The following is a 25,679-nucleotide window of genomic DNA, read 5'->3' on the forward strand; positions in this document are numbered from 1 at the left end:
CATGAAAAAAACAATTGATGGCGAGGCTTTAGTCTATGCTGATGGTGCTTTTAATACACCAAATGGAAAAACCGCACATGGTTTGGTCAGATTCACCGAAAGATACGATATTGTAGGTGTAATAGACCATACTTATGCAGGCAAAGATGCAGGAATGGTGCTCGATAATACAATGTATGACATTCCTATTTTCAAGGATTTTGATGAGGCGCTCGAGAAATTGGGAGAAAACAATAAGCCAAAATCGCTTGTGATTGGCTTAGCACCAGATGGAGGGCGATTGCCCAAAGAAGCTAAATCAACCCTAAAAAAAGCGTTGGAAAAAGGGATGAATGTGGATAGTGGGTTGCATGATTTTCTTTATAAGGATAAAGAACTGATGGCTCTTGCTAAAAAAAATAATTGCAGGGTTAGAGATGTCAGGAAAACACCAGATCGAGACGAACTGCATTTTTTTACAGGAAAAATCGAAGAGGTAGATTGTTTGAAAATAGCCATTTTAGGAACAGATTCCGCCATTGGCAAAAGAACAACAGCATGGATCATTGTGCATGCCTTTAGAAATGCAGGATTAAAGGCAGAAATGGTGGGTACAGGTCAAACTGCCTGGATGCAAGGGGCCAAGTATTCAATGATAATGGACAGTTGTATTAATGATTTTGTTTCGGGCGAAATTGAGCATGCCACATACGAAGCATGGAAAAACGAATCACCGGACCTTATCGTCATAGAAGGACAAGGAAGCCTTATGAACCCTGCGTATCCGGGAGGATTCGAAATATTAGCTGCTGGAAGACCGGATTTCGTGATATTACAACATGCTCCCAAACGATTGGAATATGATGGTTTCCCAGGTTATAAATTACATTCGCTGAAAGAACAGATTAATGCTATAGAAACTATTTCCAGTAAAAAGGTAATTGCCATTACCGTGAATCACGAATGGATGGGAAAAGAGGAGATTTTACCTGCTTGTCAAAAAATATCGAAAGAGATTGGACTTCCAGCCTTTGATGTACTTAAGTTTGGTGCTGAAGAACTTGTAGATTTACTTAAATCTTATTTAAAATGATCACTCTCGAATCGTTTCTTGTCCATAAAAAATTATCTGTTCGCAATATAAAAATCGAGCCCAAAAAAGTAAAGGCAGAATATTGCGTCGAAAATTTTTCTGGTGAAACCCAATCAATCGAATTGATTTATTCTTACGATAAGCCATATTTCAATCCAAAATTGGCCAAAGACGTTAATTTGGCTTCAAATATGTTAGCACAAGTGGCTTTGAACTATGGCTTGTTCTTTGAAATAATTGAGTTCGATGGACTTTTTGATAAGGCAGACCAAAGGTTTATTCTGGATATGATGGAAAATACTTCAAAGGAAATTCTAACGAATAAACTATTAATCAAAAACGAATTTCTCAAACCGCCTTTTAATACTTTAGAAGTACAAAAACAATCTGTTTATACCCAATCTAAAATTGTTTTTAACAATACTAGATTTTCAGAATTAAAGCTTGAAAAAGTGCAGGAAGAAACCGATTGCAACAGTTACGCAATCCTAAGTAGTGGAGGGAAGGACAGTTTGTTAACATATGGAATTGTCAAGGAAATAGGCAATCCATATCCAGTTTATATCAACGAATCGGGTCGGCATTGGTTCACCGCAGTCAATGCACATAGATATTTTAGGGAAATTGAACCAAATACCAGAAAACCTTGGTGTAATAGCGATCGGGTTTTTAATTGGATGATCAAACAATTCCCTTTTATTAAGGAGAATTATGCCTCAATTAGGGCAGATATATATCCAATACGACTTTGGACAGTTTCCGTATTTCTGTTTGGAACCTTACCAATTGTGCGAGCAAATAAAATGGGAAATATTTTAATTGGTGATGAGTACGATACAACGGTTAAAGGAACTACCAACGGAATAAGTCATTATAACGGTTTGTACGACCAAAGCAAATATTTTGATAATGCCTTAACCCGCTATTACAGAAACAAAGGTTGGCAAATCAATCAGTTTTCCATTTTAAGGAGCTTATCGGAATGGCTTATCATGAAAATTCTTATTAAACGCTACCCGGAATTGCAAAAAAACCAGGTATCCTGTCACGCTGCCCATGAGGTTGATGGCAGAATGTATCCTTGTGGTAAATGTGAAAAATGCAGAAGAATAATTGGTATTTTAAAATCATTAAACGAAAATCCCGAGAATTGCGGTTACAACCAGACCCAAATTAAAAATGGATTAAAAGCCTTGGAAAGCCAATCGGTTAAGCAAATTGGCAGTGATGCGTCACATTTATACCATTTGCTGTTGTCACAAAATCTTATCGGCAAAAATGAATTCACTAAAAAAACGGCGAAAGAATTTCCGGAAATAACCAAACTCAGGTTCGACAAAGAGCGGAGCAACCTAAGTGACCTTCCGAAATACATAAGAAAACCACTGTTCGATATCTTAATTCAATATGCAGATGGTGCGGTGTTGAGAAAAAATAAACATTGGGTTGATTTAAAAATCAACAATGATTTTATGAATGAATATAACTACATAATAGATGAGAAATAAAGAACAATATCCAGATTATATGTGGGAAACATTGACCTGGCCGGAAATTAAGGAAAGACTAAAAATTGTTGATACAGCAATTTTACCTTGTGGAGCCATAGAGCAACATGGACCTCATTTACCGTTGGATGTAGATTTTTTTGATGCCCATTATATGGCTAAAAAAGTTGCAGAGAATTGCGAAGAACCAAAACCTTTTGTACTCCCGGCAATTCCTTTTGGAGTATCGTATCATCATAGTGAATTTAAAGGGACAATTTCGGTGACCAATAACGCATTGTCAGCAATAATTTATGATATCGGCATGAGTTTGGCGCATAACGGAATTAAGAAAATAGTCTTGTTAAATGGTCATGGCGATAATAAACCAACACTTGAATTTGCAGCCCAAATGATCAATAGAGATGCGGAAATATTTGTTTGTGTAGAAACGGGGGAAACAAGTGATGTAGATTTATATGATTTAATAAAAACCCATAACGATATACATGCGGGAGAAATCGAGACAAGTACCACCCTGGCCATTCGACCGGAACTGGTAGACATGACAAAGGCTGTAGATGAAACCCTGGATCTTAAAAATGAATATTTGGATTTTACTTCAGCTAGAGGTGTGAGCTGGTATGCACGTACAAAATTACTTTCAAAATCAGGTGTAATGGGTAATGCATCTTTGGCAACTGTTGAAAAAGGAGAGAAGATGTGGAAGATCATGATAGCTAAAATGACCGAATTTGTAGAAACCATTAAAAATACACCTATGAACGAACTTCATCAAAACAGGTATTAATGAAAATCAAGAATATTGAGTTTTTTGAACTCGAGATGCCATTGGCAGTTCCGTATACCATTGCCTACGAAACTGTTGACAGAACGGTAAACATTGTCTTTAAAATTACTACAACTTCTGGTCTGACGGGTTGGGGGTGCGCTGCTCCAGACCTTGAAGTTACTGGTGAAACCAAAGAAGATGTCATACATAATATTAAAAATGATATTATTCCCATACTTGAAAATCAATCACCATTTCAAATAGTAAAATTCATTCATGACGTAAAACAACGATTAAAACAAGCATCATCAGCCATTGCAATGTTAGATATGGCCTTACACGATCTATTGGCGCGTAAAGCCCAATTGCCTTTGTACCAATTATTAGGTGGTTATAGAAAATCAATTCAAACAAGTATTACGATAGGAATTTTACCTACTGATGAAACATTAAAACAGGCACGGGAATTTGTAAGCCGAGGGTTTTCTGTAATAAAATTAAAAGGAGGACTGAACTTAAACGAAGATGTCGAGAAGATTATTAAATTAAGAGAAGAACTTGGAAAGGACATTGTTTTAAGATTTGATGCCAATCAAGGATATTCCATAGATGAATCGTTAAGATTTGTAGAACAAACTAAATCTGCTAGACTTGAAATCCTGGAACAGCCTACTTGCCAAACCAAAGAATCGAGTATGGGAATAATTTCCAATAGTATTCATATTCCGGTTATGGCAGATGAGAGCATAAAATCAATAAAAGACGCTTTTAGGCTGGCAAGCAATAATTTAATTGATATGGTGAATATTAAATTGATGAAAGTTGGAGGTATAATTGAAGCCCAGCATATTAACTCTGTAGCAAAAGCAGCAGGAATGGAAGTAATGGTGGGATGCCTTGATGAATGTGCTCTTGGGATTTCGGCAGGCCTGCATTTTGCATTGAGCAGACCAAATATCGAGTTTGCGGATCTTGATGGTCATCTCGACCTATTAAATGATCCATTTCATGATTTATTTACACTAAAAAACGGTACTCTATATCCGTCTCAGGAATATGGATTGGGAAAAATAAAACTGTAGCCAAAAAATGGAAGTGAAACAATTTTTTTTGATTTTATAGTATTGGAAGGTCTCATGCTTAATTTCTAAAATTCACGAATTAGAAAATCTTAGAACAGCAACACAAAAGCTTTCCGCTGTTCTAAGATGTCATTCTTAACTTGTTTTCTAATAGTGTAGCTTGTAATATCACAGGTTCTCTACCAGTGTCGCTAACGTAATGTTTACTACCTTTAGGTGTAACAATTGCGTCATTTTCTGCAATATCGTATCCTTCACCATAGTATTGTCTTTGCCTCTCGCCTGAACAACCAAATACAGCGCAGCCTGATAAGCATGAACATGTTCTCCAAGCGTTACTTTCACCCGTACGGTTAGATTTTATGGTATGAATAGGACTTCCTTTGGGGCGTTCTCAGGGAAGCTTACGGTATATTTCATGCAGGTTTTGAACCTGAATTGGAAGTTTTAAGTAAATAGCGACAAATTTTCAAGTTAAACCCGCAATATGCATTAGAAAATCTATTACACATTGAAATGGTTTCAAAACAAGACACTCCGCTGCTTCACTTCAACTTACCATAACGATGTTATGCCTGGTTTCAGTAAAGCCTTGTTTTATTGCACTTTCAATGTTCACGACGAAGTTCTAATACATAATCCGGGTTAAAGTGATAAAAAAGTAACTTGTAAATCGCCTATTTGGCCCCGTGATAATCTCGAGGACAGTTCTTCGTAAATTACTTCCGAAAACATGCATAGGGCGTTAGGCTTTATTTAAGGGCAGACTGTTAATCAGGGAATTATTTGTGAAATGATTTAGAATATTTATATTTGATACGATCAAGATGGAATGATTTATGAATCCGACACTACGCGTACAAGTGGCCATTTGCACATATTAAAAATTCATTCAATTCAAAAACAAATGATGAATATAAAAAGAGTATACGGATTTTTAATGGCAATCCTATTCTTAACGTCATGTTCTGCAGAAATTGATATTGAAGACAATACCACTTCAACGGCCCTTCAAGGGTCCTGGGGAGCTCGGTTGTATGTAAGAGGTGGTGAAACGTTAGATGATTACGTTAAGCCCGATTCCGATGGTGGTAGAGGTTATGATTATGTGGCGGGAGCTAAAGAAATAATAATCAGTTATCCAACTATGGGACATATTGTAACCAATGCGACGAATAATGCAAAAGCACATTTATGGACCTTAAGAACAAATGAAAATGTAGATGTTGTAATGGGAGCTTCAGGCTCTGTTATAGATGAAGAATTTGTACCGAGCTTAGCAAATGAACACGTTATTATTGATGTCATTAATGAGTTTAAAAATGCAAATAAAATAGTGATTTTGTATTTAAACGGAATGAGCCCTGCAGAAAGAGCAACAGCAGATGGAGCTGCCGCATGGAATAAATATGTAGATAATTACTTTGGTGGTAACGAACATAAAGCCTGGATGAATTTATGTGAAGGTTACATAAAACGTTTCGCTAAAATGGGAGTAGATGGTTATTGGATTGATGCTTTTTCAAGCTATCCCGGTGACGATACTGAAAGAGAAGAGTTTGTGCAAATGATACGTAATGTTGATCCGGATATCATGATATCGACAAATTATGAAAAGGATTATTTTACAGATGAAAACGGTGTTCAATTAAAGGTGGATAGTGATGGTGTTGATGATGCAAAGGATATTGATTATAAAATAATAAAACTAACAGCCAGGGATCCTTGGTCAGACTTCACAGCTGGACATATTACACCTTTAGGACAAGGAGCACCTCCTAACTCCTGGGCTTACGAAGAATTTACAGTGCCTGACATTCAATCATCACCTGTAACGTCATATGATGGTTCTAAACAAGCAACAAAACATTTATTCTTACCTATAAGGTCAACATGGTCTAGTGAAAAATCTAATTTAATGTTTGAGGGAGAACAAGCTTATCGATTTGTAAAAAACATTACAGATGCAGGTGGAGCCGTTACTTTTTCAACAACTACAGATACGGACGGTACTACAATGGAAGATGAGGAAACTGTTTTGAAATACGTTAATCAACAACTTGAAGCCAATGCCGCTCCATCGGAATATGTTCGTCCTGAAGGAGCTTTTCTTGTTGGAGAAAAATAAACATAACTAACAAAATTTGCTAACAATAATATGTATAGCAAATAAGGCGACTAGTAGGTTATTGAAAGGATGTTCTCCGAAAAAACACCGCCGAAGCTTTTGCTTCGCCTCCGATACTCATTAAGTTAGCAGTTCATACAATGGCCTCGGCTATTGGCACTTTGATGATTAGTCCCTTTCTAATTCGGCTACTATTTGTACACTTTAATGTTGTGGTGTAATCACCCTATGAGCTTAAAAAGCTATTGATTTCGGAAGCTGACGTCATAATGAAACTTGAAAAATTGCATGAAAATGAGTGAAAAAGTGAATGTTGTAGTTTGTAGCGAATCAGTGATGTGTTTTTTTTTTGCCTTAGTTAGGGTAAAATAATTAGCTTTGTTATTAACAAATAAACTGTTTAGATGTTATTGTAAAGACTAGAAAAAATACGACAAATTATGAATAGCATGAAGAATTTAATTCTATTAATCGCTTTATTATGGTTTCAAATTGGATATTCTCAGGTTTGTGATAATCTAACGCTCTACCGAACAGATTTTAAGAATGTTTCAGGTAATAATACTGTTTCTATTACAAGCTATGAAAAAAATGGCAAGTATTATGTATATGCTGGAGGTGAAGGAGATGTAGATGTTTTTAGCCTTAATGCACAAGGGAAATTAACGCATGTAGAAAAACAAGAACTGTATAAAAAGAAAGGGCCGGCAAGAGGAATGGTTGCCGATAACATCAAGGGAACTGACTTTCTATTTCTGGCCAATAAGTTTGGAGATGCCATCGAAGTATTTAAAATATTAGATGATGGAGCTTTGGAACAGGTGTTTATGATACACGACAACGAGGATATTCATATTGGTATTGGCATTACATTGCAGGTAATTCATATGAAAAATGCCTCTTATCTTTTTGCGGGAGGTTTAGAAGAAACACCGGGCTTAAGTTGTTTTTTGATTCATGAGGACGGAAAACTCACCCATGTTCAATCGATGAAGGATGATGACAGAATACATACCGATGGCATAATAGGCATGTTTGTTCATAAAATAGATGGAAAAACCTTTTTGTATACAGGAGGATTTCAGGACAACGGTGTAAGTAGCTTTAGAGTTTACGACAATGGAAAATTTAAAAACATTAACAATGTAAGCGATAATACTACCGACAAATATTTAACTGGAACTTATCCTGTTAACGGAGCTAAGATAGGAAGCAATTACTATGTTATTGTAGGGCATAGGCACCATAAATACTATACAAGAAAGGGTTTTATAAAAAAGACAGATTTCGTATATCATGGCGACGCGCTCAGTGTTTTTAAGGTGAATAAAAAGGGAGAGCTCGTTCCTCATTCGGTCTTAAAGGACGACGAGAATACAAAACTACAAGGGCAAACAAGAATTGAAATGGTCTCGGTAAACAACAATGAAGCTATTTTGGCAGTAGGCACACGAGATGATGCAAGTATTCAGTTGTGTAAGTTGAATGAGCAAGGCATATTAAGTCCTATTAATTACCTGCAAACCGGCTTCCCCGTCTATTATGGCTTAAGGTCGCTTACAATTGAAGATGACAATTTCCTCGTTGCAGGTTCTATTCAATGGGGCTTAAGAAAGATTGCAGCTTATAAGGTTGGTTTAAAAGACCTCAGTGCTTCCGGTAAAGTATTAAGGCATGTGGTTAGTTTTAGATTCAAAAAGGATGCTAACCAGGAAAAGGTTAATGAAGCTTTAGCTATGTTCGGAAACCTAAAAAATGAAATACCCGAGATAAGCAAATTGGAATGGGGATTAAACAATAGTACAGAAGGGCTTAGTAAAGGTTTTGATTATTGCTTTACTATTACTTTTAACGATGTACATGCCCGAGAAATTTATGTATTCCATAAAGCACATTTAGCGGCAGGTAAAAAGATAATGCCACTATTGGATGATGTTTTTGTTATGGACTATTGGAGTGATAATGAATAGACAAATATGGAATAATACAGAAATAATAACATTTCCCCCAATAAACGTAAGCAATCAAATGCAAATCATTCCAAATGACCAGACGAATCTATTCAATTTTAACAGGACACCAGTGATTAAATAATTATACATTGAATTAAAAAAACGACAGTTTAAATTTTTACATGAGGAAAGCAAATACCCATCATAAGCTTGTCTAAATTCATGGGGTTCTCATATGCCACCCCTTTAATTATCAAATACACCTTGCGTTTTCATATACCCCGTATTTAGGGTAAATATGCAGCTCTATAAGCTGCAGGTGTTCATCTATATTTGTTTTTGAATTATTGCGAATGTAAATCAAAAAAAGTATATGATGAGAAGGATTAAATCTACTATGTGGATGGCAATAACGTTGGTTTTTGCGGTATCATGTCATAATAAGGAAAACAACAATGAAAGCTGTTGTTCTTCGGAAAAAGTTGAAGTTACGGATATGCAAATGGACAAGTTGGGTATCACCAATCGTGAATACTTAAGTGCTGCTTCTAAAAGAGCACTTCAATGGCCTGAATTAGGTAACGATTGGTATATTGAGTTTGAGGTGTTTGACTTGAAGGGAGATTTTGCTTATGAAGAAGGCGTGGTTCGGAGAGATCCGAGTGCCTTAATTAAGGAAAATGGGAAATACTATGTTTGGTATACCCGAAGCACGGGAAAAACAGATGGCTTTGCCGGTGATATTGAAAAAGATAAGGTTTTTCCCTGGGATAGATGTGATATTTGGTATGCCACCTCAGAGGATGGAGTAACCTGGAAAGAAGAGGGGCCTGCCGTATTGAGAGGTGAAAAGGGAGAATATGACGACCGATCCGTGTTTACGGTAGAAATTATGAAATGGGATGGTAAGTATTACTTGTGTTACCAAACAGTCAAATCACCATATAATGTGCGGGTTAAAAATCAGGTGGGTTTGGCTTGGGCTGATTCGCCAGATGGACCATGGACAAAATCAAAGGACCCCATATTAAGCCCAGCTGATAATGGTATTTGGGAAGGCGAAGTGCAAAACAGATTTAAGGTAAAGAAGAAAGGTGATTTTGATAGTCATAAAGTACACGACCCATGCATTATTCCCTACAAAGGGAAATTTTATTTGTATTATAAAGGGGAGCAAATGGGTGAGGAAGTTACTTTTGGCGGACGTCAGATACGTCACGGAGTGGCTATTGCTGATAATCCTAAAGGACCATATGTAAAATCACCGTACAACCCCATTAGTAATAGTGGACATGAGATTTGTGTGTGGCCATATAATGGAGGTATTGCTTCATTGATTACAACTGATGGGCCAGAAAGAAATACAATTCAATGGTCGCCTGATGGTGTTAATTTCGAAATTCAATCGTCGATAAAAGGTGCCCCGCATGCCATTGGTTTAAATAGGGCGGCTGATAATGAAAAAGATCCAACAGAGGTACTACGTTGGGGGCTTACTCATGAGTACAGAACATATGATTGGCAGTATATCCGAGGTTTTCGTTCACGTAAAGTAAAAAACCATACCGCAATAGGGGAAGAAGGGGAGTAAGCTCAGTGGTTCCGGTTGTTAGTCAGATCTTTTTAAGGTGCTGTCTCGGATAGTGGAAGCAATGACTATTGCTTGTCTGTTTTCCAAAATATAAGGCTACATCAATGTTTTTAACAGGATGTAGCCTTTCTTGTTTAGTGCAATCATTTTTTAGCTTAAGGTAGACATGTATTGTCATCTTCTTTCAAAGACTACTTTAGGATTTCTGATAGCTTAATGATAGAAACGCCCAAAACTTGATTGGCAATATTATCCAGATATCCTTCATCTCCTTCAAAATGATAAATGCTGTGCATGTGATACATTTCCTCACCAGGTTGCAACTCTTTGGCACTCGATGAGGTTTCCAACTCATAAAAAGGCCAAGCCCTGTCGAGTGATTCATTTACTTCGCCATTAAATATATTGATAACATCACCTTTGTATGGTTTTTCATGTCCCCACTGGGAGTTTACATACAAGGAGTCTTTAGTGAAATGATATTTCACAATGGTTAATAGATTTATTTCAGGCGAATAACTTCCAAATACATTTTTACAATATTCGGGTTGAATCCCTATTTTGTTCATGTAAGCGGCATCTGCCTTGTAATAAACAATGTTGTCTTTTATTATAACTCTCGTGCTGTTTAAAGGAGTAAAATAATTGCTTACCGAATCAATATTGGATTGGCTTGGAATAATTACTGTAGTAAGGGGTGTTGGTAATATACATGAAATATCCCAAACGGAAAGCAGACCGTTTTCTTTGGTCCACTGTTCCTGGTTCATGTTTTTAATCCAGGTTTCTGCGCTAAACCCAACATGTGATATATGTTCGTTTAACTGAATATTTAGTTCTTGTTCTATGTTTGTTTTGTTCTTCAAGGATATTTTTCTTTTGGCATCCATTATAAAATGATAACTATTGGCATTTCTTATGGTCATTCTATTGCCATAGGTAATGGAATGTTTTGTTTTAGCGATGGGCTTGAATAAATTCGTATCTAACTCTGGCGAAACGTTTATAGTGTGTGCATTTTGAGGGGTGTTAGGAGCAAAAAAGATGGCATATTTCCCGATTTCGGGGCCAAACCACATCCGGCCTTCGCCTCCAAGTTTGGTAAGATTGTATAATGAAGATCCTTTGCCCATTAAGCCTCTGTTAAAATATCCCAGGCTTCTACCATTTATTCCTTTTGTAGTGCTCGTGAATATTCTCCCTTGATAAGCCCCGGATGCCGCAATCATAGCATCTCCATCCTGCAGTATGGTTAAGTCTTCCACGGATTCCAATAGTTTTAAATCCTCCCTGAAAGTAGTAATTGCAGATTGTTTATTGCATCCAATTGCGACAAGTGATAATAGTGTTAAAATCAAAGTTTTCATAAGCCAATTTAATCTGGTAATCATTAATAGAATTCTGATTGAGAATTTTGATAAAGGATATTTTTCGAATAGTATGAATTATAATAAGTGTCCCTATTTTTCAATTACCCCCGGAATTGTTTCAGATACCCCCGTCCTCCTCTCACAAATATCTGTACATTGTTTTATCGATACCAAATATTCATATATAAATTTTGTTTTCAAAACTAAAAGACATTTCTTTGTGTTCAAATATGAATATAGAATTTATATATCAAAATTAAATAAGGGGTTTAGACTTGAGTTATTTGAGTTTATTTAACGAAATTAGAAGGAATCAGACTAAGCAGCGCAGCATGGAACAAGCAAATGTTATAACGTTACAAAAGAAAAATAGAGTCGGTTATGTTATTGTTAACCGTCCTAAAGCGAATTGCTACGAAATAAATTTTCATAAACAATTGAACGCTTGTCTCGATCAAGCCAATGCTGATAATGAAGTAAAGGTGATAGTTGTAAAAAGTGCCTTGGAGAAGTTCTTTTGTGCTGGTGCTGATATAAAAGTTTTTGAAGCCAACACAGTAGAGGAAAACAAAGAGATGGTGGTAAACGCACAAATTGCGGCCAACAAATTATCAGAAAGTAAAAAGATAACCATTGCAGCCATTAGTGGTCACGCATTGGGCGGAGGACTGGAACTGGCCATGGCTTGCGACCTGCGTCTGGCTGCAGAAGGAAACTACTTCCTCGGTCTGCCTGAAATTAAACTTGGACTTATTCCCGGCAATGGAGGTTCGCAACGACTGATTCGTTTAATTGATAAAAGTAAAGCCTTAGAGTTATTGATAACAGGAGATAATATTGGGCCTCAGGAAGCTTTTGATATTGGCCTGATGAATCATCTTTATAAGAAAGAAGAATTTGCTGATAAGGTGGAAGCTTATGCCGAGAAACTGGCCAAAGGACCGCTTGAAGCAATGGCAGCGGTAAAAATATGTGTCAATAAAGGATTGGAAATGTCTTTAGAGGACGGATTGAAATTGGAAAGTGAAATGGTAGAACCATTATATAACTCGGATGACGCCAGAGAGGGCAACCGGGCTTTTGTAGAAAAACGTGACCCCAGATTTAAATAAGCGACTATCTAACAATAGATGTATAACGCTTAAATATCAAAAACGTGGAAATAAAAAACTACAATTGTTACATTAACGGAGAGTGGATAGAGAAAAGTGTAGGTGAAAAGATTGAAGTAGAAAATCCTGCAACAGGTGAGATGTTTGCAGCCATTCATGTAAGCACCATTGAAGAAACGCAGCACGCCTTAGAATCGGCTGAGAAAGCGCAGTTTGCCTGGCAAATGTTACCCGCCAATGCGCGCGCACAATGGTTATACAAAATAACCGATCAGCTGGAAGAGGAGAAAGATCACTTTGCGAAACTATTGGTGATGGAGCAGGGAAAAACCCTAGCCGAAGCTTATGGCGAAGTGGCAGATACCATTCGTTATATCAACTATTCGGCTGAAGCTGGACGAAGAATTCAGGGGGCTATCTTTCCCTCCGATTTACCCAATGAGCATCTTTCGATTCACAAAGTGCCTTTTGGTGTTACGGTGGGATTAATGGCTTTTAACTATCCATTGGCTTTAATCGGTCGTAAAATGGGTCCTGCTTTGATAACGGGAAACACCATGGTAATTAAACCATCTGAACAGACGCCTGTGACAGCTGCGGAATTTTGTCGAATCGTTCACAAAGTGGGATTACCAAAGGGAGTTATCAACATGGTTGTTGGTTACGGTCACACAGTTGGCGCTCACCTGGTTGAAAACCCAATTACCAAGTTGGTTTCAATGACGGGAAGCACCCGTGCCGGTCAAGCCATTTATAAAGGAGCTTCTGAAAATGTTGCCGGACTTGTTTTAGAGTTAGGTGGGAAAGCCCCGTTTATGGTAATGGATGATGCAGAAATTGATAAGGCAGTTGAAGCAGCTGCGATCTCTCGTTATGCCAATTGCGGTCAGGTTTGTATTTGTAACGAAATGGTATTTGTGCACGAAATGGTTGCCGATGAATTTACGGATAAGCTGATTAAGCGTATCCAAAAAATAAGAGTAGGCGACCCGATGACCGACGTGGACATGGGACCAAGCCTAAGTGCAAAGGCGCTGGAAAGAATGGATGGAATAGTAAAAGAAAACGTGGCACAAGGTGCCGAACTGGTTTTAGGAGGCAAACGCCCTACAGGAGCCCAATTCGAAAGAGGTAACTGGTACGAGCCAACTTTGCTAACAGATGTAAAGCCCGACCATGCGACAGTACAAGAGGAAGTTTTTGGACCTATCCTACCCATTGTTAAGGTTTCGGGATTCGAAGAAGCCAAAGAATTGTTGAATAAACGTGATGATAGCCTATCGTGTTATTTATATACGCAGAATCATAAAAATATTATGCGTTCCATTCAGGAATTCCAGATAGGAACCATTTTTATCAATAAACCCATAGTAGGTTATATCCAAGGGTTCCATTCAGGACATAAAAAGTCAGGAATCGGCGGTGAAGATGGTATTTATGGAATAGAGCAATACTTGCAAAAGCGAACAATATATATGAACTATGACTAACAGGCAGTTTATAGTTGGCAGTGAGTAACAAGTAAAGAAGGCTCTTCGCTTTGGCCATGAGGACTAGGTGAAGTACTATTGCGCAGCAATAGGGATTTATATAATATGCGGATCAAGAGTTGAACCCTTTCAGGGTACCCCGACTACATGATTATGTATCCAAGGGTTTCACCCGTGGTTATTCATAAAAAACCCCATTCGGTTTTTTTTATGAGGCTTGATTATATCTTTCTTGATATAAGAATTTATATAAATCAACCACGAAGTGGTTAAACTTTGAATAACCCTGGGTGAAACCCAGGGAAAAAAGGCAATGGAATCACAACCCTGAATGGGTTGAACTTTTATTCTAACACTTGATTCGAATATAATAATAAGCGGTATTGCAAAAAGAATATTTAATTAACAATAGCTATGCAAAAAACATCTATCCAACAAATTATCCTTACTCTTATGGTAAGTATGTTTGTTTTAACGGCATGGTCGCAACCGAATACTACTTTTGCCAAGCAAGAGGGTAAGGACAGGGTTCGTGACCTGAGTGGAATGAAATGGAAGTTTAAAATGATGCTTCCGGGAGAAGGAGTTAAAAAAGGATTACACAAACTACCTTCAGAGGATATTGAAACATTGGTATGGAACAATGCAAGAGTTCCTGGTGATGTGTATACGGATTTATGGAAAGCCGGTGTTATTGATGACCCATATTTTGGCCGTAATAATGTGAAGGCTCAATGGGTACAGCAATATGAGTGGTGGTATTCGTATCAATTTGATATGAAAACCCTGCCTGAAGACGAAATTGTAGAGCTTGTTTTCGAGGGGGTTGACTACAGTTGCGAGGTTTGGTTGAACGGTCATTGTCTGGGTAAACATGAAGGTGTATTTTCAAAGTTTTCTTTTGATATAACTAAGGCTTTACGGACCCATCCATGGGATGCCCAAAAAGGAAGGAACATGTTGATGGTGAAATTAGATCCGCCGCCACAGGTTAATGCCTTTGTAGCTGGAAAAAAAACACCTTGGTTTGGTGATTATACCAGGGATCTGACTCCAATTGGCATCTGGAGACCCGTGAAAATGGTACAAACAGGCAAGGTTCGTTTTAAGGATGTTTATGCCCATCAACAACTTAATAAAAATGGTTCGGCAGATGTTAACCTTGAAATAGAGGTTGAAAATACTTCTGATCAACCCAGAGAAATGACTTTTGAGGCCGCTCTTAACGGTAAGAACTTTAAGATGAAGGAAATAAAAGTTGAATTTACAAAAACTATTAAGCCAGGGGTTAGCAAAGTGGAAAAAAACATCCATTTGGCTAAACCAATGCTTTGGTGGCCATGGGACCTGGGTGATCAAAACCTTTACGTAGCTGATTTATCTGTTAAAGAAGGAAAAACGAATCATGATTTTAACAAAACGGTCTTCGGAATCCGCGAGGTAACCATGAAGTGGAACCCCGGCTTCAAAAAAGATGTGGATGTAACTTATCCTCGTTCAACGTATATCAATGGTAAATTTCATTTCATCCGTTCAGCCTGTTGGGGTGGACCACCGGATATCTTTGTGGGAAGAACGAATCCGGCAGAATACAGGAAATTGATTAAAATGGCTAAAGAAGCCAATATGAATAACATCCGTATTTTTGGATGGCACCCACCTGAAATTCCTGAGTTCTACCAGTATTGTAACGAAATGGGTATGACCATCTGGCAAGATATGATTCCATTGGGGACAGGAAATATTCCTTCCGATGAGGAAAGCCTTGGTGCAATTTTTAATGAAGGTGTGAAAGTGGTGAAAGAAAGAAGGAACCACCCATCGCTTATCATGATGGAAGGTGGTGAAGAAATGTTGTTCCGTACCCGCGACCCACATTTTGGACGTAAGTTCCTGGAGCGGTTAGGAGATTCACTTCAAGCGCATGTTGATCTGCCATATGTGCCGGATTCACCGATGACTGACCCGGTTGCTCAGGAAGCAGGTTTTAAACCTAAAGAAGCGGTACATGCCTTGCGTTATTTCTACGAAATGGGACGTTGGTTGCACGAAGACTGGTACCAGACGCATTGTGATGGCTATCCTATCGTACCGGAGTTTGCGATTACTTCAGTTCCTTCTGTTGAAAGTCTGAAGAAGTTTATTCCAGAGAACGAGATGTGGCCTCCGGGACTAAGCTGGGGACACCACTGGGCCGATTTAACCCGTCTTCGTATGCAAAACTGGGATGTTTTTGGAAGCGAAATGAAAGGTTCATTGGAAGAGTTTGTAAATGCAACCCAAGATGCACAAGGAATTATCTTCCAAAATGGTATTGAACACTTCCGTCGCGATAAGCCTAATTTGAGTGGTATTGCACTTTGTCACTATATTACATATTGTCCGGATATGAAGTGGGGAATCGTAGATAACTATCAGGAAGCTAAGCGTTCTTATTATCTGGTTCAAAAAGCTTACCAGCCCTTATTAGTGAATTTTGAATTCAAAAAACGTCGTTGGGATAACAAGGAGCCATTTGTAGGTAACATCTGGGTGGTTAACGACTTATACGAAGAATTCAAGGATTGTAAAATAAAGTTCGAGATGACAGATGAGTCCGGTAAGGTATTGTCAACAAAAGAATTTGAGGTAGCAAAAATTGATGGGAACAGTGCCAAATCGTTCTTTGCTATTGAAGAGGAAGTATTAAAAACTGTAAAGGATAAATTCCATGTAAACCTGGAGTTAATCAACAAAAAAGGTGAGATGATTTCTAAAAACGATTATTTCTTCCTGATTGGCGACCAGGAAGCTGCCAGAAAGAAATATAATGCCTGGAAGGACGAACGTGTAAAACAAGAAAACCTGCACGGTCGTTATGGTTCGTACTATCACTTCTTTGAAGAATTTACTGAGCAAGGGGGCAAAAAATACGAAAGCGGAACGCAAACACCTAGAGCAATAGGGTTTTAGCAGGCATTCTCCAGTAAGTAGTTGTTAATATGTAAAATATGGTTCATGGTTCTTCCCTTGACGATGAGGTCGGGGGAAGTACTTCATCACAGATGGAGGAATGGGGGTGTTTGCCCTGGGCTCATCCTAATCATAATACCGACGCATCACTATGGAGTTAATCATATGCAATAACTTTGTGTCGTCATTCTGTCGAACAGGCAGGGAATCGCTACCAATCGTATTTTTTAAAAAAAACATTATTTGAACCCTATATAGGATGTCAAACAGCCACGCTTACACCTTAATCTATATCAAAACAATTATATAATGAACAACAATAACATACAATTAAAAGGAATTACCTGGAACCACAGCCGTGGATTTACTTCCATTGTGGCCTGTGCCCAGCGATTTTCTGAACTTCATCCGGGAGTAGAAATTTCATGGGAGAAACGCTCATTGCAAGCTTTTGCGGATGAACCCATTGACAAACTGGCCGAACGTTATGATTTTTTAATCATCGACCACCCTTGGACAGGCTTTGCGGCCCGTACAAAAGTAATCATTCCATTAAGCGATTTCTTAACCAAAGAGTACATAGAAGATCAGGCAGCTAATTCAGTTGGTAAATCCTACGAGAGTTATAATTTCAGCGGTAAGCAATGGGCATTGCCAATCGATGCGGCTACCCCTGTGGCTGCCAGTCGTCCTGATTTATTCAAAAAAGAAGGCCTGGAACTCCCTAAAACCTGGGATGATTTAGTGGTGTTGTCAAAAACAGGAAAAGTAGCAATACCAGGAATCCCTCAGGATACCTTGATGAGCTTTTATATGGTGTGCTCAAACTTAGGCGAAGATGTATGCGTAAGTGAAGATAAGGTAATTTCGGATGAAGTAGGTATTAAAGCTTTACATATGCTGCGCGATTTAGGCAAAAACATTAAAGCAGAGAATTTTGACTTCAATCCAATTAAGGTCTACGAAAAAATGACCTTGACAGATGATTACTTATACAGTCCTTTTGCTTATGGTTACACCAACTATTCTCGCAGAGGTTACGCCCGCACACTTTTGAAATTCCATGATATGGTTGAGATTGACGGTGTTGGATTAATCACTACTTTGGGAGGAACAGGACTGGCGGTTTCAGGCAAGTGTAAACACCAGGAAATGGCTGTTAAATTTGCCGAGTATGTAGGCTCTCCAGAAACCCAAAAAGGAATATTCTTTGCCAATGGCGGACAGCCAGGACATAGGGCGGCTTGGTTAGACGAGCAAAACAACGCGGATACGATGGACTTTTTCAAAGATACTTTGCCTGCCTTAGATCGGTCTTTTTTACGTCCACGTTACCATGGCCATATGTACTTTCAGGATAGAGCAGGAGCTCCTATTCGTGAGTACATGATGAATGGCGGTGATGAAGTGAAGTTACTGGCAGAACTGAACGGTTTATACAAGATATCACTTGGAATTAGTTAACTTAGTCTTCAGTCCACGTTAGGCAGTCATCAGTTTATTTACAAGTAGTAATTTCAATGTGTAATAGAATTTCTAATGCATATGGCGGGTTTAAATTCAAGATGCGAAGAAGTTGGAAGGATATTGAATTACCTATTGAATAATCCAGGTAAATTCCAATAAAAGGTATTTCCTGACTGAAGACTGAGAACTGAAGACTGTGGACTAATAAAGCATTAAATAAATAAAAATGAAACTACCCCTACGCGGAATAACCGTACTAGAATTCGCACAATTTATGGCAGGGCCTTCGGCAGGATTAAAAATGGCCGATTTAGGTGCCCGTGTTATAAAAATTGAACGTCCGGGCACAGGTGAAGCTGGCAGACAAATAGCGATTAAGAACTTGTTTATCGACGAAAGCAGTATGGTTTTTCATACCGCTAACCGAAATAAACAGTCGTATGCTGCCAATCTGAAAGACCCGCAAGATTTAGAAAAAGTTAAAAAGCTAATCGCCCGTGCAGATGTGATGACGCACAATTTTCGACCTGGGGTGATGGAGAAGATTGGGCTGGATTATGACACGGTTGCAGCCATCCATCCCAAGATAGTTTATGGGGTGGTGAGTGGTTATGGTCCGAAAGGGCCATGGGCAAAAAAGCCAGGACAGGATTTATTGATTCAGTCCTTATCGGGTTTTGCCAATTTATCGGGTAACCACGATGATAACCCAACCGCAAGTGGTCTTGCAACATCGGATATATTTACGGGAGCTCATCTGGTACAAGGTATTTTAGCGGCTCTAATTCAACGTATAAAAACCGGCAAGGGAGCTAAAGTTGAGGTGAGTTTGTTGGAATCTACCCTTGATATCCAATTCGAGGTGATTACAACCTATCTGAATGATGGCAATACACTTCCTGTGCGAGCTAAACAACGAAGTGCCCATGCTTATATTGATGCTCCATATGGAACGTACAAAACCAAAGACGGACATATTGCTTTGGCATTGATCCCACTGGATGCGCTTTTTAAATCCATGGATTTGATATTGCCGGATGAATGGAGAGAAAGGAGCTCCTGGTTCGAAAAGCGAAACGAAATTATGGCCTACCTCGCAAACGAACTTGCTCAAGAAACCACAGCCCACTGGCTGGGGATTTTTGAACCTTTGGATTTTAAGTGCTCCGACGTATATACGTACGAAAAATTGTTAAACCACCAAGGTTATAAAGCATTGCAGATGGACCAGAAAGTGGAAACCAGCGATGGTTTAACAATGAAAACAACCCGTTGTCCGATTCGAATCGATGGAGAAAGGATTTTTAACCGTAAATCAGCTCCAAAACCAGGTGAGGATAATGTGATTATTGAAGAAGAATTTAATCTTTAGTCTTCCGTACGCAGTCTTCGGTCTTCAGACTTCTTTTGACTATCGACTGCTTACTGCCGACTGTAGACTTTAAAAAAATGGATACAAAAAACAAACCCCTTAGCGGCACATTAGTCATCGACTTTAGCCAATACCTGTCGGCTCCTTCAGCGAGTTTGCGCTTAGCCGATTTGGGTGCCAGGGTAATTAAAATAGAACAGCCCGAAAAGGGAGATTTAAGTAGAGAATTGATTTTCTCTAACTTGACTGTCAATCGCCAGTCTACCATGTTTATGGCTGTGAATAGAAACAAACAAGGCTATGTTGCGAACCTGAAAATAAATGAAGAACGCAGGAAGGTTTACAAGTTAATTGAACGGGCAGATGTGGTCATTCACAATTTTCGTCCGGGCGTAGCCGAGCGATTAGGTATTGATTACGAAACCATAAAAGGTATCAATTCAAAAATTATTTATGCCGAGCTTTCCGGTTACGGAAAAGAAGGCGTTTGGAAAGATAAACCGGGTTTGGATTTGCTGATTCAGTCTATCTCGGGATTGACGCAACTGAACGGAAATGATGGTGCTGGACCGGTTCCAATTGGTTTGGCTGTGGTCGATATCTTGTCGGGAGCCCACTTGTGCCAAGGGATCTTAGCTTGTTTATATCGCAAGATAACGACAGGGGAAGGGGGGCGTGTTGAGGTCAGTATGCTGGAGTCTGCTTTAGAGTACCAGTTCGAATCTATCACGGCTTTCTTCCGCGATGGAGGAGAGCCGACTATCCGACCTAAGAACAACTCAGCACATGCTTATCTGGGAGCACCTTATGGGATTTACCCTACGCTTAACGGATTTATCGCATTGGCCATGGGACAAATCCCGCATTTAGGAGAGTTGCTGGGCTGTGATGCTTTACTGCCGTATACCAAAGTGGATGAATGGTTTACTAAACGGGATGAAATAAAGGATATTTTAGGACAGCACCTAAGTTCTAAAAACACTGCCGACTGGTTAGCCGTGCTTGAACCAGCTGATATTTGGTGTGCAGAGGTAATGGATTGGAAAACGCTGTTTGACACGGAAGCATTCAAGATTTTGGAAATGATTCAGGAAGTAAATATGGGCGATGGTTTTAGCTACAACACCACCCGTTGTCCTATCTCCATCAATGATGAGTTTTTAACTTCAGAAAAGGGATGTGCAGAATTGGGAGAAGATAATCAGGAGATTCAAGTAGAATTTACTTTATAATGACATTTTGAGGTTCTTCCCTTTCCCCAAGACTTGCGGGAGGGGGAAGCACTATTGCGCAGCAATAGGGATGGGGGTTGACATGATTATTATAAACCTAGACCAGCTCAAATTAATAACCACGCTTGTTTTCTCTAAAAAACACGTTACATTTTCACCAAAAACACGTGTGTTTTTTCAAAAAAGACGTGTGTTTTTTTCGACCTTCCAGAATTCATAAACATGGGGACACGTGCGATATGAAGATATTGTCAAATTTCAAGTTTAATTATTACCAATATATTTATAGCTTGGTTCTCTATTTCTTAAAAAAAACTCTCTGAAATCCACTATTATTGCATTAATCGCTTTATGTTTTGTGGCCTGTAACCAACCTACACAACAAACGCCTCAACAGGTATTGCGTAATGTTGAACTTTTTGAATGGACAGATAGTATTACTCCGCAAAAGATAACCGAATTAATAGAACACTTTGCTTCGTTAAAAAACGAAATTGATGTCATTCAGGATTTTGAATATGGAACTGATGTAAGTGTTGAATGGTTATGCAAAAAAAATATCCAATGTTTTATTGTAACATTCGATTCTGAAAAAGGACGAGACACATATCTTTCTCATCCCGAACATAAAATATTTGGTGATTCTGTTACACCTTGGTTTAAAAATGTGCTGGTCGTAGATTATATAATTCAAAATTAGATAGAGAATTGATTTCGACAACCAAAGCAATTATTGTCGTATAGTTAATTCATGAGAGCATCACATGGTGCAATGCGTGGACGGAAAGGTTAGAGGATTCCCAACGATTCTCTGATCATACTAACCGTACTTAAAATTTCTCTTTCAATTTCTTCGGCAGAAACCAACTTTCGCATTTGAGAAGTTAAGGTGGATACAGCCAAAACGGCTATTACCTCATTTCTCATGTTAAAAACAGGCGCTGAAAAATCGGTGATTCCTTCGGTAAGCATGCTTTTATTGCTGACACATGGTTTCCCTTTTATTTGAAGTAATTCTGCTTGCAACTCTTTTTTTTCAGCGGCTTTCATGGATTGATAATCATCGCACAAAGACAAAATTTGATTTTTCTTTTGTTCTTCCAAATTTGCCAGAGTCACTTTACCTGATATGGTTTTTTCCAATGGAAATAAACTGCCAATTTCAACAGATAATGAAACTGGGGTTTGACTCTGAACCTGTGCAATAACCATCAGTTTGTTGTGATGCAGTACGCTCAAGTGAACGGATTGGTTAATGCAGTAAGACAAATTACGCATATGCATTTCCGATGCTCTGACCATGGTGTCAACAGGAGAGTGGTGATGGGCTAATTGAAACAATCGGAGCGTTAAGTTATATTTTACCGAAGATGGGTCTTTGACAATGTATCCCCTTTTTTCAAGGTTTACCAGCATTCGGTATATCTCGTTTGGTTTTCGGTCTATTCCGGTGGCAATTTCCAATTGCGATTGTGGAACAGATTGAGCCGATAAAAATTCTAATATATCTAATCCCTTATCAAGAGCAGGAGCATCATATTTAGTCATAACGATAAAATTAATTCAATGTGCAAATTGATTAAAAATCCTTTCTGTTTGTCGGAAATGTAAGTGGTAGAAATACAGTTGTTAATAGTGATGTTTAGTTCGTGTCTATGTGAATCTAACTCGTTAATTATTCTGAATTTCAAAATAGGGGTGCATTTTGTTGTTTTTACACCCATGCAAATATAAAAAATAAGTTCATATTTGAAGTTGAGTAAGGACATTTATAATTGGTTAAGCTAAAAATTTAAATAAAATGAAGAAGATTATTTACCTTTTTTTAATAATGCTACCCGCATTGTTGTGGGCACAGCCCGGAACCATTAATTCTCATACCGAGAATAGTCAGGTGGTTCGTGATTTAGGCGGACATCATTGGAAAATGAAGATGATGTTACCCGGAGAAGGAGTAAAGGAAGGATTGCATGAAGTTCCACCTGCAGATATTGAGACCAACTTTTGGAACCCGGCTTATGTTCCGGGCGATGTTTATACCGATTTATGGAAATGCGGGGTTATTGACGACCCTTATTTTGGAAGGAACAGTGTTAGGGCGCAATGGGTTCAACAATACGAATGGTGGTACGCTTACCAGTTTAATGTAACTGAAGATATCACAAACCAGGTTGTTCGTATCGTTTTTGAAGGCGTGGATTATAGTTGCGATGTGTATTTGAATGGTACTCATTTGGGGAGTCATACGGGCGCGTTTTCTTCCTTTTCGTTTGATGTAAATGATGTATTGAGAGTATCTAAGAAAAACATTGCCAGCAAAAATATGCTGATGATAAAGCTCAATCCTCCACCAAAGGTAAATGCTAAGGTGGCCGGATTAAAAACACCTTGGTTTGGTGATTATTGGAGAGACTTGATCCCATTTGGGATAAGCCGTTCGATCAAAATGGTTTCTACCGGTAAAGTTCGTATTCAGGATACCTATGCAAATACTACACTTAACAAGGATGGCACTGCGGATGTGAATATGGAAGTAGAGGTTGAGAACACAACAAACGAACCCAAAGAAATGACTGTGATTGCTTCGGTTCAAGGCAAGAACTTTGAATCGAAAGCTATAACTGCAGAAATAACGCAGCTGGTTCAACCGGGTAAACATAAAATCAAGAAAAATGTCCACATTAAAAATCCTCAGCTTTGGTGGCCTTGGGATTTAGGCTTACCCAATTTGTATACGGCTAAGGTGTCGTTGAAAGAAGGCAAGGTAAACCACGACGCCAACGAAATTACATTCGGTATTCGCGAAGTAACATCAAAATGGAACCCCGGTTTTAAAAAAGGAGTTGATGTAAGCTTTCCTCGCTCGACTTATATAAACGGTAAGTTTCATTTTATCCGTTCCGCTTGCTGGGGAGGACCACCGGATATTTTTGTGGGAAGAACAAACCCGGCAGAGTACAAAGAGCTGATTCGGTTGGCTAAGGAAGCCAACTTGAATAATATCCGGATTTTCGGATGGCATCCGCCTGAGATTCCCGAGTTTTATGAGTATTGTAACGAGATGGGGATGACGGTTTGGCAAGATATGATTCCGCTGGGAACGGGTAATATTCCGCAGGACAGAAAAGGAATTAACAGAATCATGCAAGAGGCCGCATCGGTTATTAAAGAACGTCGCAATCATCCATCTTTAATTATGATGGAAGGTGGTGAGGAAATGTTGCTTCGTACGCAGGACGCGCATTTTGGGCGTGCTTTCCTGGAAGAGCTGGGCGATACGTTGCAGAGTTATGTAAATCTGCCTTATGTGCCGGATTCGCCCTTGACATGCGAAGTTTCCAGAGAAGCGGGTTACAAACCTAAGGAGGCTAAGCATGCCCTGGCTTATTTTTACGGCATGGGGCGATGGCTAATGGAAGATTGGTTCAGAACACTGGATTATCCCATAATACCTGAATTCGCCATTACTTCGGTTCCTAACGTGGAGAGCTTGAAGAAGTTTATCCCTGAAAACGAAATGTGGCCTCCCGGGTTGAGCTGGGGACACCATTGGGCCGACCTGGACAGGTTGCGAATGCAAAATTGGGATAGCTTTGGAGATGAAAAATTGGGCTCGTTACAGGAATTTGTAGATGCTACGCAGGATGCGCAGGGAATGATTTTCCAATATGGAGTCGAATATTTAAGAAGACATAAGCCTAACTTAAGTGGCATTTCACTTTGCCACTGGATTACTTACTGGCCCGATATGAAGTGGGGCATTATCGATAACTATCAACAGCCTAAGCGTTCGTATGAGTTTGTGAAACGTTCGTACCAGCCATTATTGGTGAACCTGAACTTCGAAAAACGACGTTGGCACAAAGAAGAATCCTTTCAAGCTGAGATTTGGGTGGTAAATGATTTGTATAAAACTTTCGATAAGAGTACGGTTGAGTTAGAAATCAAAGATGAAAAGGGGAATGTTATCAAGTCATCAAAATATGATGTTAGTGAAGTAACTGAAAACAGTGCTAAAAAGTTCTTTGATGTGGAGGCTGATGTATTGTCGAAAGTGGAGAAGCAGTTTATGGTTCATTTAAAAATGAAAGATAAGTCAGGAAAAACCATTTCTGCCAACGAGTATCTGTTTTTAATTGGCGACCAGAAAAAAGCATCGGCTCAATTCAAAGAAATGGGCGAAGAGTCACGTAAGCGAACTGGTGAATTTACCTATGGTAACTACTTCCGCTTCTTCGAAGATATGGGACGCAAAAATGGGAAAGATTACGAAAGTGATACAGAACACCCAAGAGCGACGGAGTATGAGAAAAAGTAGTTTCTAAAAGAATATATTAAATTAAAAGCACCCATGAAGTAAATACCTTATGGGTGCTTATTTGTATGGCACTATATCTTTTCTGTAACTTGTGATATGCGTTTATAGTAAGTGCCTTCAATGCTTTGTTATGTATATTTCATGCTTACTTATTTTTAATTTCATGCGTTAAACCCATGAGTTGATGACAGCTACATATGAAGCTGTTCTTTTGTGAATCGCTAATTCAGCAATACATATTTTTCCAAATGAAAAGAAACT

At 38.7% G+C, this 25,679-nt stretch carries 18 protein-coding genes; 15 read left to right on the forward strand and 3 right to left on the reverse strand.

What is annotated here, in order from left to right; all coding sequences use genetic code 11:
- The first annotated feature begins 1 nt into the window (after nt 1).
- From ACRD64_RS14545 to ACRD64_RS14560, 4 genes are read left to right on the forward strand one after another with little or no spacing between them, the layout of a single operon-like run.
- Nucleotides 2–1,072, forward strand: a complete 1,071-nt coding sequence (locus ACRD64_RS14545; RefSeq protein WP_430934171.1) for a DUF1611 domain-containing protein — start codon at nt 2–4, stop codon at nt 1,070–1,072.
- Nucleotides 1,069–2,580: a hypothetical protein gene (locus tag ACRD64_RS14550; RefSeq protein ID WP_430934172.1), complete on the forward strand. Its 1,512-nt coding sequence runs from the start codon at nt 1,069–1,071 to the stop codon at nt 2,578–2,580. The genes ACRD64_RS14545 and ACRD64_RS14550 overlap by 4 nt, the downstream gene beginning before the upstream one ends.
- Nucleotides 2,570–3,370, forward strand: coding sequence for a creatininase family protein (locus ACRD64_RS14555; protein ID WP_430934173.1), 801 nt, complete (start codon nt 2,570–2,572; stop codon nt 3,368–3,370). Before ACRD64_RS14550 ends, ACRD64_RS14555 begins: the two co-directional genes overlap by 11 nt.
- Nucleotides 3,370–4,434 (forward strand): mandelate racemase/muconate lactonizing enzyme family protein, encoded by a 1,065-nt coding sequence (locus ACRD64_RS14560; RefSeq protein WP_430934174.1) that lies wholly within the window; start codon nt 3,370–3,372, stop codon nt 4,432–4,434. Before ACRD64_RS14555 ends, ACRD64_RS14560 begins: the two co-directional genes overlap by 1 nt.
- A 168-nt stretch (nt 4,435–4,602) precedes the next feature.
- Here ACRD64_RS14560 and ACRD64_RS14565 read toward each other — a convergent pair whose 3' ends face one another.
- Nucleotides 4,603–4,779: a hypothetical protein gene (locus ACRD64_RS14565; protein WP_430934175.1), complete on the reverse strand. Its 177-nt coding sequence runs from the start codon at nt 4,777–4,779 to the stop codon at nt 4,603–4,605.
- A 562-nt stretch (nt 4,780–5,341) separates the two neighbouring features.
- Between ACRD64_RS14565 and ACRD64_RS14570 the strand changes: the two genes are divergently transcribed.
- The 3 genes from ACRD64_RS14570 (at nt 5,342) to ACRD64_RS14580 (ending at nt 10,105) form a co-directional block, all read left to right on the forward strand.
- The gene (locus ACRD64_RS14570; protein ID WP_430934176.1) at nt 5,342–6,562 is read left to right on the forward strand and encodes a hypothetical protein; all 1,221 of its coding nucleotides are present in this window, start codon (nt 5,342–5,344) and stop codon (nt 6,560–6,562) included.
- A gap of 449 nt (nt 6,563–7,011) precedes the next feature.
- Nucleotides 7,012–8,532 carry a Dabb family protein gene (locus ACRD64_RS14575; protein WP_430934177.1) on the forward strand — a complete coding sequence of 507 codons (1,521 nt, stop codon included), beginning with the start codon at nt 7,012–7,014 and terminating at the stop codon, nt 8,530–8,532.
- 355 nt (nt 8,533–8,887) lie between these two features.
- Entirely contained in the window at nt 8,888–10,105 is a 1,218-nt protein-coding gene (locus tag ACRD64_RS14580; RefSeq protein ID WP_430934178.1) for a glycoside hydrolase family 117 protein, read from the forward strand.
- Nucleotides 10,106–10,296: 191 nt separating this feature from the next.
- Here the strand turns inward: ACRD64_RS14580 and ACRD64_RS14585 are convergent, their stop codons facing one another.
- Nucleotides 10,297–11,472 (reverse strand): DUF6786 family protein, encoded by a 1,176-nt coding sequence (locus ACRD64_RS14585; RefSeq protein ID WP_430934179.1) that lies wholly within the window; start codon nt 11,470–11,472, stop codon nt 10,297–10,299.
- 335 nt (nt 11,473–11,807) lie between these two features.
- On the opposite strand from ACRD64_RS14585, the gene ACRD64_RS14590 reads away from it, so the two are divergent.
- From ACRD64_RS14590 to ACRD64_RS14620, 7 genes are all read left to right on the forward strand, one after another.
- Entirely contained in the window at nt 11,808–12,587 is a 780-nt protein-coding gene (locus ACRD64_RS14590) for an enoyl-CoA hydratase/isomerase family protein (RefSeq protein WP_430934180.1), read from the forward strand.
- A 44-nt stretch (nt 12,588–12,631) separates the two neighbouring features.
- Nucleotides 12,632–14,077: an aldehyde dehydrogenase gene (gene aldA / locus ACRD64_RS14595; RefSeq protein ID WP_430934181.1), complete on the forward strand. Its 1,446-nt coding sequence runs from the start codon at nt 12,632–12,634 to the stop codon at nt 14,075–14,077.
- A gap of 414 nt (nt 14,078–14,491) precedes the next feature.
- Nucleotides 14,492–17,029 (forward strand): glycosyl hydrolase 2 galactose-binding domain-containing protein, encoded by a 2,538-nt coding sequence (locus ACRD64_RS14600; protein ID WP_430934182.1) that lies wholly within the window; start codon nt 14,492–14,494, stop codon nt 17,027–17,029.
- A 309-nt stretch (nt 17,030–17,338) separates the two neighbouring features.
- On the forward strand, nt 17,339–18,493 hold the full coding sequence (locus tag ACRD64_RS14605; RefSeq protein WP_430934183.1) for an ABC transporter substrate-binding protein: 1,155 nt from the start codon (nt 17,339–17,341) through the stop codon (nt 18,491–18,493).
- Nucleotides 18,494–18,722: 229 nt separating this feature from the next.
- Entirely contained in the window at nt 18,723–19,868 is a 1,146-nt protein-coding gene (locus ACRD64_RS14610; protein WP_430934184.1) for a CaiB/BaiF CoA transferase family protein, read from the forward strand.
- Between the two features lie 77 nt (nt 19,869–19,945).
- Nucleotides 19,946–21,100, forward strand: coding sequence for a CaiB/BaiF CoA transferase family protein (locus ACRD64_RS14615; RefSeq protein ID WP_430934185.1), 1,155 nt, complete (start codon nt 19,946–19,948; stop codon nt 21,098–21,100).
- A 358-nt stretch (nt 21,101–21,458) separates the two neighbouring features.
- Nucleotides 21,459–21,800 carry a Dabb family protein gene (locus ACRD64_RS14620; protein ID WP_430934186.1) on the forward strand — a complete coding sequence of 114 codons (342 nt, stop codon included), beginning with the start codon at nt 21,459–21,461 and terminating at the stop codon, nt 21,798–21,800.
- An 89-nt stretch (nt 21,801–21,889) separates the two neighbouring features.
- Here the strand turns inward: ACRD64_RS14620 and ACRD64_RS14625 are convergent, their stop codons facing one another.
- A complete protein-coding gene (locus tag ACRD64_RS14625; protein ID WP_430934187.1) occupies nt 21,890–22,648 on the reverse strand; it encodes an IclR family transcriptional regulator in 759 nt (252 codons plus the stop codon).
- 253 nt (nt 22,649–22,901) lie between these two features.
- On the opposite strand from ACRD64_RS14625, the gene ACRD64_RS14630 reads away from it, so the two are divergent.
- Nucleotides 22,902–25,418: a beta-mannosidase gene (locus tag ACRD64_RS14630; protein ID WP_430934188.1), complete on the forward strand. Its 2,517-nt coding sequence runs from the start codon at nt 22,902–22,904 to the stop codon at nt 25,416–25,418.
- Nucleotides 25,419–25,679: the final 261 nt, after the last annotated feature.

The organism is Saccharicrinis sp. 156, from assembly GCF_050589685.1.
Taxonomy (GTDB): Bacteria; Bacteroidota; Bacteroidia; order Bacteroidales; family Marinilabiliaceae; genus Saccharicrinis.

Excerpts from the sequence above, each read along its gene's own strand:
- ACRD64_RS14605 (WP_430934183.1), top strand. The coding sequence starts at position 17,339 with ATGAACAACAATAACATACAATTAAAAGGAATTACCTGGAACCACAGC.
- ACRD64_RS14555 (WP_430934173.1), top strand. The coding sequence starts at position 2,570 with ATGAGAAATAAAGAACAATATCCAGATTATATGTGGGAAACATTGACC.
- ACRD64_RS14580 (WP_430934178.1), top strand. The coding sequence starts at position 8,888 with ATGATGAGAAGGATTAAATCTACTATGTGGATGGCAATAACGTTGGTT.
- ACRD64_RS14625 (WP_430934187.1), bottom strand. The coding sequence starts at position 22,648 with ATGACTAAATATGATGCTCCTGCTCTTGATAAGGGATTAGATATATTA.
- ACRD64_RS14550 (WP_430934172.1), top strand. The coding sequence starts at position 1,069 with ATGATCACTCTCGAATCGTTTCTTGTCCATAAAAAATTATCTGTTCGC.
- ACRD64_RS14545 (WP_430934171.1), top strand. The coding sequence starts at position 2 with ATGAAAAAAACAATTGATGGCGAGGCTTTAGTCTATGCTGATGGTGCT.
- ACRD64_RS14570 (WP_430934176.1), top strand. The coding sequence starts at position 5,342 with ATGATGAATATAAAAAGAGTATACGGATTTTTAATGGCAATCCTATTC.
- ACRD64_RS14610 (WP_430934184.1), top strand. The coding sequence starts at position 18,723 with ATGAAACTACCCCTACGCGGAATAACCGTACTAGAATTCGCACAATTT.
- ACRD64_RS14615 (WP_430934185.1), top strand. The coding sequence starts at position 19,946 with ATGGATACAAAAAACAAACCCCTTAGCGGCACATTAGTCATCGACTTT.
- ACRD64_RS14590 (WP_430934180.1), top strand. The coding sequence starts at position 11,808 with ATGGAACAAGCAAATGTTATAACGTTACAAAAGAAAAATAGAGTCGGT.
- ACRD64_RS14585 (WP_430934179.1), bottom strand. The coding sequence starts at position 11,472 with ATGAAAACTTTGATTTTAACACTATTATCACTTGTCGCAATTGGATGC.
- ACRD64_RS14630 (WP_430934188.1), top strand. The coding sequence starts at position 22,902 with ATGAAGAAGATTATTTACCTTTTTTTAATAATGCTACCCGCATTGTTG.
- ACRD64_RS14575 (WP_430934177.1), top strand. The coding sequence starts at position 7,012 with ATGAAGAATTTAATTCTATTAATCGCTTTATTATGGTTTCAAATTGGA.
- ACRD64_RS14560 (WP_430934174.1), top strand. The coding sequence starts at position 3,370 with ATGAAAATCAAGAATATTGAGTTTTTTGAACTCGAGATGCCATTGGCA.
- ACRD64_RS14600 (WP_430934182.1), top strand. The coding sequence starts at position 14,492 with ATGCAAAAAACATCTATCCAACAAATTATCCTTACTCTTATGGTAAGT.